The organism is Holdemania sp. 1001095H_141210_F2, from assembly GCF_015558105.1.
In the GTDB taxonomy this organism is placed as follows: Bacteria; Bacillota_I; Bacilli_A; order Erysipelotrichales; family Erysipelotrichaceae; genus Holdemania.
On the sequence record NZ_JADNPO010000005.1, the window covers coordinates 37345 to 51095 of the forward strand.

The 13751-nt window shown below is 52.8% G+C and carries 8 protein-coding genes; 2 read left to right on the forward strand and 6 right to left on the reverse strand.

Going from position 1 to position 13751, the window contains the following annotated elements:
* Window positions 1-264: 264 nt before the first annotated feature.
* Window positions 265-1920, reverse strand: a complete 1656-nt coding sequence (locus I2G61_RS04730) for an FAD-binding protein (RefSeq protein WP_229100678.1) — start codon at window positions 1918-1920, stop codon at window positions 265-267.
* A 146-nt stretch (window positions 1921-2066) separates the two neighbouring features.
* On the opposite strand from I2G61_RS04730, the gene I2G61_RS04735 reads away from it, so the two are divergent.
* The gene (locus tag I2G61_RS04735) at window positions 2067-2939 is read left to right on the forward strand and encodes a LysR family transcriptional regulator (protein WP_072683785.1); all 873 of its coding nucleotides are present in this window, start codon (window positions 2067-2069) and stop codon (window positions 2937-2939) included.
* A 212-nt stretch (window positions 2940-3151) separates the two neighbouring features.
* Here the strand turns inward: I2G61_RS04735 and I2G61_RS04740 are convergent, their stop codons facing one another.
* The 5 genes from I2G61_RS04740 to I2G61_RS04760 form a co-directional block, all read right to left on the reverse strand.
* A complete protein-coding gene (locus I2G61_RS04740) occupies window positions 3152-3910 on the reverse strand; it encodes an exodeoxyribonuclease III (protein WP_195395671.1) in 759 nt (252 codons plus the stop codon).
* Window positions 3911-4475: 565 nt separating this feature from the next.
* Window positions 4476-6191, reverse strand: a complete 1716-nt coding sequence (locus I2G61_RS04745) for an FAD-binding protein (protein ID WP_072683787.1) — start codon at window positions 6189-6191, stop codon at window positions 4476-4478.
* An 85-nt stretch (window positions 6192-6276) separates the two neighbouring features.
* The gene (locus I2G61_RS04750) at window positions 6277-7152 is read right to left on the reverse strand and encodes a LysR family transcriptional regulator (RefSeq protein WP_072683788.1); all 876 of its coding nucleotides are present in this window, start codon (window positions 7150-7152) and stop codon (window positions 6277-6279) included.
* Between the two features lie 180 nt (window positions 7153-7332).
* Window positions 7333-8190: an HAD family hydrolase gene (locus I2G61_RS04755; protein ID WP_072683789.1), complete on the reverse strand. Its 858-nt coding sequence runs from the start codon at window positions 8188-8190 to the stop codon at window positions 7333-7335.
* Complete coding sequence (locus I2G61_RS04760) at window positions 8160-9944, reverse strand: aminopeptidase P family protein (RefSeq protein ID WP_072683790.1); 1785 nt, start codon at window positions 9942-9944, stop codon at window positions 8160-8162. Before I2G61_RS04760 ends, I2G61_RS04755 begins: the two co-directional genes overlap by 31 nt.
* Before the next feature lie 301 nt (window positions 9945-10245).
* On the opposite strand from I2G61_RS04760, the gene I2G61_RS04765 reads away from it, so the two are divergent.
* The gene (locus I2G61_RS04765; RefSeq protein WP_195548007.1) at window positions 10246-13596 is read left to right on the forward strand and encodes a glycoside hydrolase family 2 TIM barrel-domain containing protein; all 3351 of its coding nucleotides are present in this window, start codon (window positions 10246-10248) and stop codon (window positions 13594-13596) included.
* Window positions 13597-13751 lie beyond the last annotated feature (155 nt).

Sequence of the window (13751 nt, forward strand, 5' to 3'; positions counted from 1 at the left end):
TCTTATGTTGATGAAATTCATCTCTATTATATCAGATGAAACGCTGAAAACGGAGCGCAGTCTGCATTGTTAAAAACTTGAAAGGAATTCGGCACAAGCTTGCCTTGGAAATTACAGAAACCAGCCAAAGCATCAGGAAATCCGCTCACTCCGCGCCAGCTCGGCTTTGATCACTTCGACAAAAAAAGCTCTGGGTTCGATTCCTGAAACCAAAACAGGAAGAGAACTCAGAGCGAATAGATCGCATCCGTCAGAAATAAATTCTTATTTCGATGCCAACAGCTTCGCGACGTTATAACCGAACGTAATGCAGCGGCTGTGAGAAATGCAGTTCAGATTGTGCGGATAGGTTCCGTGGAACATCGAACCGGAAACATTGCCGATCGCGTATAAACCCGGGATGACGTTGAATTCCGTATCCAGAACTTCTGAATTCGGCGTGATCTGCAACCCGCCGGCGGTGCACAGCGCCGCGGCGCCTTCCAGATTCGCATAGAACGGCGCAGTTTTGATCGGATGCATCATGCTTGGAAGCATGTGGAAATCGGTATCCTCGCCGGCTTCGCACATGGCGTTCCAATGATTGATCGTTTCGACAAACGCGTCGGCGGGCACGCCCATCAAGCCCGCCAGTTCTTCCAGCGTATCGGCTTTTAACGCGTTTTCGCTTGTCGCCGCGCCGACCCAGACTTCCTTCGGTCCATAGCAGGAAGACGACGGCGTCCACATCTTGTCGATCGCGCCCGCGGCATCGCCGTCGGTAATATACCAGTTGATTGCGCCCGGCTGGTTCTGCATCGCCAGCGCCAGATGATTGTACGGTTCATATTCCGGCGTAAACCGCTTGCCCAGCTTATTGACGCGCAGATACGGCATCAGCTGCGCCGGATCAAGCATCAGCGGATGCGGATATTCGTCCTCAATCGCGCCGACCGCTTTGCCCATTTCATGACCGTCGCCAGTGTTGGATGCCGTGCCGTTCATCCAGTGATTCAATGCCAGATCACGCGGACGGCAGCATTCCTTCAGCTTGGTCGGGTTAAATTCATAACCGCCGGTCGCCAGAACAACGCCTTTGGCGCACAGATATTTCACATAGCCTTCCGCCGTCCTGGCGATCACGCCGACGACTTTTCCATCTTCTTTAATCAGCTGGCAGGCCGGAGTTTCCATCAGCACTTCCGCGCCGGCTTCCTTGACCTTGCTTGTTAGCAGCTCGACGATTTCCGCCGGAGCCAGCGGGATATTGATCGACGTGTTCCAGGAACGACTCAGCGATGTGATGTCGTAAGGTTCGTAGAAATCCGGGAAATCCCCGGCCGCAAAGGTCAGCTTGAAATCCTCATCCGGCAGGCCGAACAGATCGAGGAACCAGTTGATCGCTTCCTCCTGCGTGTCGATCCACCGCTGATAGATCGCCTGATTGCCATAGAACATGGAATTGACCATCGCATCGTCCAGCCACTGCTTCGTGTCGAACTCCACGCCGTATTTTTTATGAATCCGGTCGGTTAATCCGCCGATCGTCGCTGAACGGTACGTGCCGACCTGGCCTTTTTCCAGAACGACGGTTTTTAACCCCTGCTGCGCGCTGGCGATGGACGCCGCGAAACCGGCCGGGCCCATACCGCACACCACGACATCGACATTTTCAGTCTTCACAATTTCAGAATCCGCGATCGGCTCCTTCACGAAGGCCACGACGCCTTCCATCGGAACCTTCGGTTCCAGTGCTTCAACTGCCGGCCAGCCTGCAGAAGATGCGGATGACGTTGATTCACATGGCGGACATTCCTGTTTTTCCGTGGTGGAAGCGCAGCCCCCTAACAGCCCCGCAGCCGCGACGCCCAGTGCTCCGGCCGCTGTGCCCTTTAAGAAGTCCCGGCGGCTGATGCCTTTGATCTTGTTTGAATTTGACATACTTTCCCTCCTGTTTGTCTTTTCTTTCTTCATTATAAAAGGCTTGTTTGTGAATTGACAAACAGATAAAAGTTAGGGGATACAATTAAAAGTTGTATCCCCTGTTAAGTCATGATAAGCTGAAGCAAAGAAGAGGAGAAAACGCCATGAATCCCAAACAGCTGCATTGTTTTATCACCGCCGCCCAGGAGGGCAGCTTTTCCAAAGCCGCGAAAAAACTTTACCTTTCCCAGCAGGCGTTAAGTAAAACGATCGACAAGCTGGAGGAAGAACTGGACGTGCCGCTGTTTATCCGCGGCGTGGCCGGACTGCAGCTGACCCGTTATGGCGAAGCTCTGCGCCAGTCGGCCTTTCCTTATTTACAGATGCATGACAACATCATCGCCGATCTGCAGGCCATGAAAAACGAAAGTCCGCAGACGCTGTCGCTGGGCTATCCGACGGGGCTGTTAATCAACTTTCCGGATGATTTTCTGACCCGTTTCATCATGGCGCATCCAGAGGTCGATTTTCAGATTTACAGCGCGCCGGACGATTCCTACAATCGCTCGCTGCAATCCAGCGAAATTGATATTTATTTCTGCACGATGCTGTATAACGCGCCGATGGTTCAAGTCCAGTATCACTACCGGCATCCCGTCTTCGCTGTGTTAAGTCAGGATCATCCGCTCGCCGCCAAGCCGGTGTTGTCGCTGGCGGACTTCCGCGGTCAGAAGCTGATCGGTTTAAACACCGAGAATGCTCTGAATGCCCGGATGGAACAAATATGTCAAAAACAGGGACTAAAGGCGACGATGGTCTTTTCCCCGGCGGAAATGGGCTTGATTTTCAAGCTGATCGAAAGCACCCGCTGCGTCAGCTTCTTCGGCAGCGATTCGATCCCGCTTCCGCCCTCAATCGTGAAGCGGCCGATTGAGGATCTGGATCTGGATTATGAATTCCTGATCATTACGCATAAGAACGCACCGGTTACGCCGATCATGGAAGAATTCATCCGCTACACCCGCGGCTTCTTTTAAGTTTTCCCGGATCCCTGAACTTTTTACCACAGGATTCTCCAATAAGAATTCCTCTGTTTTTTCTGATTTCGCAAACAGAATGCGATTTCCTGATGATCATTTTTTTATTCTCACTTTACGATTCTCAGCCCTTAACTGCGGCTTGGACAGGAAATCAAAAAGCTGCGTTAAAAGCAGCTTGATCCGTCTTTATCTTCCATGAATTAAGTCCATTAAAATTCGATTTCAACCCCGACCGGACAATGATCCGAACCCAGGATATCCCCATAGATAACACTGTCCTTCACCTGATTCATCAGCCGCTGGGAAACGATGAAATAGTCGATCCGCCACCCGACGTTCTTCGCGCGGGAATTGAAGCGATAGGACCACCAGGAGTATTCAACCTTTTCCGGGTATAAGGTTCTGAACGTATCCGCAAACCCCAGGCCCAGCAGATCGCGCATCTTCTGGCGCTCCTGATCGGAGAAGCCCGGGTTAAAATGATTCGTCTTCGGATTCTTCAGATCGATCTCCTCCACGGCCACATTCAAGTCTCCAGTATAAACAACCGGCTTGGTTTCGTTCAGCTTTGCCAGATGCCGCGCCATCGCGTCTTCCCACTGCATCCGGTAATCCAGACGGGCCAGTTCTTCCTTGGAGTTCGGCACATAGGCGGTGACAAAATAGAATTGTTCAAATTCCAGTGTGATCACACGGCCTTCCTTCGGATGCTCCCCTTCCGCTTCGTCAAAATCATAACGCACGGACAGCGGCTTTTGTTTTGTGAACACCGCGGTGCCCGAATACCCTTTTCTTTCCGCACTGTGCCAGTATTGATGATAACCCGGCAATTCTAGTTCGATCTGATGGGGCTGCAGCTTGGTTTCCTGCAGCGCGAAAATATCTGCATCCTGTTCGTTAAAAAAATCCATAAAGCCTTTTTGGATACAGGCTCGTAACCCGTTAACATTCCATGATATCAGTTTCATAAAGCACCTCATTTTTCTGATTTCATTTAACCAGATTTCGACAGATTTTTCTACTCCTTTGATTCATTCTCCTGCATGATTCCTTGATTAACGCCGAATATCCGATTCTACATGCGATATAATAAACATAACAAGCGTTATTCGTCATCAAATGGAAATAGGTCCGCAAACATCAAAAGGATCCTGTTATTCTTGTTAATTTAGCATGTAAACGTCCAATGTTCTCAATCGTTAACCGTTACGGTTTCCACATTGCTTCCGGTCAAGAATAGTTGGATTAATTTTACTGAAAATGGAAGTTTTTCCATCATCAAACCAATCACTCAATTCATATTTTTCCTATCGCAAGTTTTCAAAAGAATAATCAAGATCAGGTCTTTAAGATCAATGTTGAAAAGAACTTCTTCTTTATTCCATACAATCATAAATTGAAACGCTGATCTCACGCTCCTGTAAAAATAACGCATTAGCATACGGATTTTCTTATTTCAATTCTTATCCAGATTTCTAAAAAAGCACGATTTCTGAATGAGAAACCGTGCTTGACTCTCGAATACGATCAGCTTTAAATCTGGTCTTCACCCGCGATTACGTTGACCGCTTTCAAGGCAAAGGTCAGCGTCCGTCCGCAAGCCAGACCCGGGAACAGTTCCGGATAGTTGTTCGCAAAGAAACTACCGGAAACGTTGCCGATCGCATACAGGCCCGGAATGACGTTCTTCTCTTTATCCAGAACCTGCATCTTATTGTTGATCTTCAGACCGTCGCCGGTGCACAACAGACTGGCGCCCAGCCATACACCATAGAACGGCGCTTTGCGCAGCTGTGAAAGATAATGACTTGACTTAAAGAATTCATCGTCTTCCCCTCGATCATAAATCGCGTTGTAGCGATCGCACTGAGCTAAGAACTGAACCTTGGCTTCGCCTTCAAAACCCAGCTTGTCCGCCAGCTCGTCCAGCGTATCAGCTTTCATGATAATGCCTTCCTCGACATACTTCTCCATCTGTTCCGCTATTCGCTCCGGCATAATCCGGGTCAGTGAGGAACAGCCCAGCGTATGAAACTTCTGCCAGTCTGACTGGAAATCCCCATCATAGACCTGGCAGTATACGCCGCCTTTCTGATTCGCCGCAGCGAAAACGATATCGTTGTACGGGCAGCCTTCATTGGCAAAGCGGACGCCATCGCGATTGACCTTCATAAACGGCTGCGTGCCCGGATTCCATTGATAGATCGTGCCCGGGAACTGCTTGGATCCGTTAGAGGCTTCAACATATCCGGCGTTCACGCCCGGCGCTACTGCGCCGCGGTCAAATAACATCGGAGCGGATTCCTTGTCCATATCCGCACCGGCCCACAAGCCCGCTTTGATTCCATCGCCATGATTCATCGCGAAATAGCTGCTTGCGGTTGTGCAGGATACCGCCAGCGGAGACAACGCCTCCATCATATCCGGATTGCCTTCATATCCGCCGGTCGCCAGAATCACGCCTTTGCTCGTGGTGATTTTAATATATTCGCCAGCACTGTTCTGAACGATTGCCCCGGTCACCGCGCCGTTTTCTTTGATCAATTCGATCAATGCATGCTCAAAATCGACATGATAGCCCTTTTTCTCGATGTAATCCACAAACAACTTGTTCCGCGGCGTATCCGCCCACTCGCTGTCTGGGCGTGGATTGTAATTATGCTGGGTCGGAGCATGGTAATAATCGGTGCCTTCCTCTGCTTCGCCGGTATCGGCTTCAAAGTAGCAGTCATAGCCATAGGAATCCATGATCGCCTTGACATAATCGTGCATGGCCGCAGATTCATCCAGCCAGACCCGAACGACGCTCTGATCCAGTTTTCCGGAAGCATACCGCGACAGCTCCGTCATCGCGCGCTGCCGGTCGATTGGCTTGCCTGCGGCTAACGCGTCTGCGGAATCCGCCGCCGCATACCAGTTGCGGGTATCGCAGACAAAGCTGTTCTGTTCGACAACCCGGAAGTCCAGTCCCAGATCCGCCGCTTTGACCGCCGCCATCATGCCGCCGTTGCCCGCGCCGACGATCAGCACTTCAGTCTGCCATGTTTCTTTAATGTCGCTATCCTGTATCTGCGGCTGCTGACCCAGCCAGTTTTCGGATGTAGCTTCCGGATTGGCCGTCGGCGTCGCTGCCGGCTGTTTCTCCGCCGATTCCCCACACGCGCTCAACAAGCCCAGCGCTGCCAGCGACACGGCGCCCGCCGCGCTGCCCTTCAGGAATTCCCGTCTTGAAATCCCGTTTTTCTTCATCTTTCTTTCCTCCTGTTTGTGTAAATCCACACATTCACATTATAAAAGAAAGTCATGCTTTTTCTGATAGGAGTATCGAATAGGCTTATGATGATTTCAAATAACGCAGCAGCTGTTTCAATACCGGATTGGTCGCGTCTTTGCGGTAAACTAATCCCAGATGTACGGTTTCCGGTGTCTGTGAGCGGATCGGCACCGCTTTGATCAGCGGACTGTCTGCCAGGATACCGCCTTCCGGCGCCAGAATGACACCCTGATTCAGTTCCAGCAGCCGCCGGGAAGCGGGTACATCCTTAACCGGTGTCAAGACGATGGAAGCCCGCAGCGAGGGATTGAATTTTTCCAGATAAGCGCTGTACCGCCAGCTCTGCCGCCCGCGCGCAAACACGATCTGCGGCCATGCGGCCAGTTCGTCATACGTTACGCTGGATTGCGAAGCCAACGGATGGCGGAGATTAAGATAAGCCTTCAATTCTCCGCAAAACAGCTCGCGATAGACCAGCGATGGGGAATCGACGTCCTTGCGCCAGTTCATGCAGCAGTCGATTTCACCGCTTTCAACCTGGCTTAGTCCGCGCGTAAAATCGACTGGAATCATATCCAGCCGCACCTGCGGCATTGCCTGTGTCAATTTTTCCAACGCCCTCATGAGCGGCGCTTCCGCAAACCCGATCACGCCGACTTTTAATGTCAGCATCGCCTGATGGGCCTTCCGCGCTTCCTCCACGGCTGCCTGATATTGATGGAGAAGCTGCCGAGCCTGAGGATAGAAAACCGCTCCGGCCGGCGTCAAAGCGACCTGATTGCGATCCCGTTCAAACAATTCAAATCCCAGCTCCTGTTCCAGCAGATGAATAACCCGGCTGATGGAGGGCTGCGAACAATGCAGCGCCTGAGCGCTCTTAGAGAAATTCAACGTTTCGGCCACATGCACAAAACATTCCAAACGATCCACTTTCATTTCTGTTTTTCCTTCCTGTTGATTCATCATACCCGTGTGAACGTAAAAAGATAAGCTGCAATTTTACTGATATAGCGCTGATCTTTATCTTTGATTCTATAATTATACTCGCTTGATTGTTAACATTCTAATTAAAAATACAGCTGGCGTTCAGCACAACTGTATTCTTTCTCCACTATTTTATTGGACCAGCTGCCGCAGGGCCTCGCCGACCCCATCCTCGTCGTTGGTCAGCGTGATGTAATCCGCGCGTGCTTTTACCGGTTCGACGGCATTGCCCATCGCCACGCGCAGGCCACAGCCTTCAAACATCGGCAGGTCGTTGACGCTGTCGCCGATGCCCAGAATCTGAGCCGGGTCGATCCCCAGCTGATCAGCTGCCTTGCGGATCGCGATACCTTTGTCCGCCTTGGCACTGATCACTTCGATATCGCCGTATGGATAGATGAAGATCCGGATACCGGAAAGCGGCCGCAGCTGCTGCGCGATCGCTTCCGTCCGGCCGCGCGCCCGGATCAACAGTTTATAAACCGGATCCGGATTCTGCCGCGCAATGGCGGGCAGATCCTGATTGGAATGCACCACAATCCGATGCTGCGGCGGCTGATCGGCGGTATAGGCCACATAATCGCCGGATAGCGGGACGTCGTGACTGCACCAGATCGTGTTCAGCTGTTTCATAAACGCCGGACAATCTTCACGTTTCAGCAGGGTCAGCACCTCGTTAAGCGCCGCCCGGGGAATCGGTTCCCCCTGAGCCTGACCATGAAAGGACCGGTAAGCACCGACAAAGCCGATCACCGATAACCGCGGATCGATCATCTGCGCCGTCTTGTAGGCGAACTGATAAGCCCGGCCGGACACCACGGCCACTTCCACGCCCTGATCCAGACAACGCTGGATCTGCTGGCGGCTCAGCGAGCCGACTTCCTTTTTTCCATTGAATAACGTTCCATCCAGATCCAGACAAACCATTCGGATCGGACGGGGACTGACAGACTGCTCCCTTAAATCGACCGGGTTGCGGTTTTCAGCCATTGCGCTTCCTCCTCATTAAGATACGGCGTTAAAGCCTCGCGAACGCGCAGATGATAGCGGTTCAGTGCCTCACGGGCAGCCGGCGTCAGAACCTGCGGGTCAACCGCGTCCAGATCGATCGGTGCCAAGGTTGTCGTTTCAAATTCCATAAACTGACCATAGAAGTTCTTCTCGCCGCAGCGGACGATCAGCTCGTTTTCAATCCGGATGCCAAATTTTCCTTCGATGTAAACGCCCGGTTCATCGGTGACCACCATTCCCGCTTCCAGCCGTTCCATTTCATTCAGCGCCGCCGTCTTCTTCCAGCGGATTCCATGCGGGCCTTCATGCACGTTCAACAGATATCCGACGCCATGACCGGTACCGCACTGATAATCCAGATTCAGCTGCCACACGGGTCCGCGGGCAAGGATGTCCAGATTGATTCCGCTGCAGCCATACAGAAACCGCGCTTCCGACAGGTTCAGCATCCCCTGCAGCACCGTTGTATAGACCTTTTTGATTTCCGGCGAACATGGCCCCAGCGCAAACGTCCGGGTGATATCCGTCGTGCCTTCCCAATACTGACCGCCCGAGTCGATCAAAAGCAAACCCTCCGCCGCGACCGGCACCTCGTGCTGCGGATCAGCGCTGTAATGCATCATCGCTGCGTTGGCCTTATAGGCGCAGATCGTGCCGAAGCTTTCCTCGATGAAGCCTTCCTGCTCGGCGCGCAGCTCATGCAGCTTCGTTTGAATTGAGCATTCGCTCATCGCTTCTTTGCCGACACGGGTTTTCAGCCAGTACATCAGCTTTGTCACCGCGACGCCGTCCTTGAGATGCGAACGCCGCAGGTTTTCAATCTCCGTTTCATTCTTGATCGCTTTTCTTAAGACAATCGGATTGGTTTTCTCAATCCGCCGGCAGTGCCGGGGAATCGCGCGGAGGATCGCGTAATTGAGCTTCTGCGGATCAGCCCAGACCGTTTGCGCCGGTAGCGCCGCAACGTCTCCAAGGAATGTATCGTAATCCTTGATTTCAATATTCAGATCGAACAACGCCTGCCGGTCGGATTCCGACAGCTTGCGCGGATCCAGATACAGCACGGCCTGCTCCAGTGTCACGCAGCCATACGCCAAAACAACCGGATTGTACAGCACATCGTCGCCGCGCAGATTGAACAGCCACGCCAGATCATCGAGCGTCGAGATCAACAGCGCCTCAGCGCCTTCCTTGCGCATGACCGCACGGATTTCATCCAGCTTCTGCGCCGTCGTCCGGCCGCTGTAACGTTCTTCTAACAAGACCGCCTTCGCTTCTGATAAGCCCGGCCGGTCCTTCCAGATCAAATCCACAAGATCCTCCGTGCTTAAAATCTGTGCCTGCTTCCTTGCCAGCATTGCTTCCAGCTGGCTGCCCAGCGCCCCGCTGACCATCCGTCCGTCGAAGGCCAGACAGCCGCCCTGCGGCATTTCCTGCTCGATGAACTGCGGGAAGTCGATCACGCCTTCCTGCCCCATCTTATATAAAGTAATCCCCGAACCGGCCAGCTGCCGTTCCGCCTGAATAAAGTAACGGCCGTCAGTCCACAATCCCGCCTGATCGCGCGTGACGACCAATGTCCCCGCCGAACCGGTAAAGCCCGACATCCACGCCCGGGCCTTGAAATAATCGCCGATGTATTCGCTGCCGTGAAAATCAGACGACGGAATCAGCACGATATCCACATGTTTCTGTTCCATCACCTGCCGCAGCTGTATTAATGTTTCTCTCATATCCACCCTCCTAGACGTCCCTTATTGTAGCTCAAATAGCGGAAAAATACAGCCTTCTTCCAACAACTTCACCGCTTTTGCGATAACTTTGAGCCTTTCATCCTCTCTGTTCGAGGATCCTCCTTGAAAATCCTATTTCTATCCAAACGCTGCATCCGCCTCGTTTTCCATACCTGCAGTATTCCTGCTTTGACATTCGCAGACTTTCGGGAAGCGCAGCTTTTCATGATCTTCCAGCAAGCCGGCATTTTCTCGCTTTGTGAATTATGGTATAGTGATGATAACAATTTCGGAGGTTTTCATGAAAAAAATCATACTTGGATTGGTTATCAGCGGCCTGATCTTAGGCGGCTGTTCATCGAAAATGGATCAGTTTGTCGAACCGCAGGGTACGCCGCGGCCGAGCATTGAACCGCTGCCGACCGACGCTTCGTTTGCGGGCGAGGAATGGTACGATCAGATGGAGGTCTGGCAGCTTCACCGGGAACCGGCCCGGGCTGCCCTGACGCCTTATCCTTCATCCCAGCAGGCGCTTCTGGCAGAGACCAGCGCTCTGGATGAAATCAATGCCGCCTCGTCCTCGCGGATTCAGTCGCTCAATGGCCGCTGGGCGTTTTACTATGCCGCCAAACCGACGGACCGTTTAAAAAACCTGGCGGGCTACGACGCGCAATGGTATTGGGAAGATTGGGACACGTCGGATTGGGATCAGATCGACGTACCGTCCAATATTCAGACTCAGTGGAAGGAAGACGGCAGCTTCCGCTATGAGCCTCCGATTTACATCAATCAGATTTATCCGTGGCTGAACTATGAAGCGATCCAATACGGCGCACAGGGGCAGCCCGTCGCCGCGACCGCCGTCAACAGCGTCGGTCACTACAAGCGCGAGTTTACGCTGGATGAAGGGCTGCAGAACAAGCATGTCTTCCTGCGCTTTGAAGGTGTGGAGTCGGCGTTTTATGTTTATATCAATGGTCAGCCGATCGGCTACAGCGAAGACAGCTACACACCCGCGGAGTTCAATATCACGCCTTACTTAAAGGAAGGCGTCAATACGATCGCAGTCGAGGTCTACCGCTGGTCGGACGGCAGCTACTTTGAAAATCAGGATTTTATCCGGCTGTCCGGAATTTTCCGCGATGTAACCTTGATCGGGCGGGAAGCGGTGGAAATCCGCGATCTGTTTGTACAGAGCGATCTCGCTGAGGACTACGCCCAGGCGCAGGTTCAGGTTGACGTCGATCTGCGTAATCTTTCGCAGCAGCCGCAGGCAGGCTGGACGCTGGAAATGGAGCTGGTCGATCAGGGCCACGCCGTGTTCAATCAGCCCCTGAACCTCGAAAGTCCGGAATTACCCGTACTGGAAACAACTGAAAATCAGACGGGAACTACGCTGAGCGCTCATTTCACGATTGATCAGCCGAAGCTGTGGACACCCGATCAGCCGCATCTTTACTCGCTTGTCCTCACGCTGAAAAACGCAGCGGGCGAGGTTATGGAAAGCGTTTGCCAGCGGATCGGGCTGCGCGGAATCGAAGTTCAGACCGTCGACGGTGTCCAGCAGATGCTTCTCAACGGGAAACCCTTGATGCTCAAAGGCGTCAACCGCCATGAAACCGATCCAGTCAAGGGCCGGGCCTTGGGCGCGCAGGAAATCATCACCGATCTGAAGCTGATGAAGGCCTACAACATCAACGCCTTCCGCACCTCGCATTATCCGAATCATCCGCTGACCTGCGACGTTGCGGATGAGCTGGGGCTGATCGTCGTGGATGAAGCCAACATTGAATCGCATATCGGAGAGAAGGAGCTGGGCGTTCCCGGCAACAATCCGCTCTACAACGGATTGATCATGGACCGGACCGTCAGCATGGTCGAACGGGATAAAAACCACGCCAGCGTGCTGTTCTGGTCGCTGGGCAACGAAGCGACGTATCACGAATATGAAATGAATGAAAATTATCCGTTTTACAACACTTCGATGTGGATCCTTCAGCGGGATCCGAAGCGTCTGCGTGTGTATGAGCGCGACAACCGGATCGGCGATACCCGCGAAACGTCGATGGTCGATGTGGCCAGCAGTCAGTATTGGACGCTGGATCAGCTCAAGGATTACGCTAAGAAAAACAAGCACGCGTTTTTCCAGTCTGAATATATTCACGCGATGGGCACCGGCGTCGCGAATTTAGCGGAGTATTTCGCGCTCTTTAAGACCTGTCCGCAGCTGCAGGGGGGCTTCATCTGGGATTTCATCGACCAGACGATTCTGACCGGCGATCCAGCCACAGGCCAATTCTATTACGGCTACGGCAGCGACTGGGGGACGCCGCTCAACGACGGTGATTTCTGCGGCAATGGCTTAGTCAATGCCGACCGCACCCCGAGCGCAGAGCTGGAGGAAGTGAAGAAGGTCCAGCAGGACGTCAGCTTCACCTATGATTCCCAAAAGCGCCGGTTAACGATGACCAACGAATTTCTGGCGACCGATCTGAATGCTTTTGCGGTCGAGCTGAACTTCTACCAGAACGGCACGCTGTTCCATACGACAGCCTTAAGCGAAGCAGAAAAAGCACTGCCGCCCGGGATGTCCAAAACGATCGACGTCGCGCTGCCGGATTATGATTCCGACGCGGAAGTGATTCTGGAGATCGACGTGAAATACAGCCAGGATCAAAGCTGGGCCAATGCTTATGGTGGAAAACAGGGCGATATCCTGGCGTTTGAACAGTTTGTTCTGCAGGAAGGCAAGCCTGCGGCATCCGTGTCCCCGGATCTTTCGCTGACCGTAAGCGAGCAGGAGGGCAAATGGACGATTCAGGGCCAGACTGAACAAAATCAGGACTTTGAAATGATTCTGAATCCCGCAAAAATGGAAATTGAAGCTTACCGGCTCGGCGATCAGACCTTTCTGACCGGCGGTCCGCAGCCGTCGTTCTACCGTGCCGAAACCTCCGGCGATCCGCAGTTCTCCGAAGCAGTCCGGCAGGCTGGCAAAGCGGTTGAATACAAGTCGCCTTCGATTCAGCGCAAAGAAGAAAACGGCCAAGTAAAACAGCTGTCGATCAAGGCTTCCGGGACGATCAACGAATTCAACACCGGTCTGGAAACGGAGATTACCATTCAAGGCAACGGTCAGGTCGCAGTGGCGATGACGATGAAAGTGCCGTCGAAAGAGAAGGTCGGTCCACTCGCCCGGGCAGGGCTGACGCTCAGTCTGGACGCTTCGTTAAACGAGATCCGCTACAATGGCCGCGGACCCGAAGAGAATTACATCGACCGCCATACCGGTTCCCGGTTGGGACAATGGACGGCAAAGATTAATGATTTCTATAACGATCAGCTGCTGAAACCGCAGGACAGCGGCAACCGGACAGAGGTCCGCAGCCTGACGCTCAACGGTGAAACGAACGCGCTGACCCTGACGTTTGACGAACCCGTCGGCATGAACATCATGACCTGGGATGAACTTTCACTCGCCTCCGCCGCGCATCTGAAGGACGCGCAAAAGTTAGATCAGCCGCTGCTGCATCTGGACGCTGCCCAGCGCGGATTGGGCAACGGCAGCTGGGGCGCAGAGCCGTTAAAAGAATATCAGATTAAGCAGAATCAAACCTACACGGTTTCGTTTCAAATCAAACCCGGTCAATAATCCCTATCGCAGGATTCCAGTCTGAAATACTCCGGTTGCCAGCTCTGAGGAAAACAGACCGGCTCCTGATGAATCGTTCAGGCAATCCGGTCTTGCGAAAGGAATGATGGAGAATTCCGGTTTACAATCGGATTTCCCTGTGAATTCAATGCATC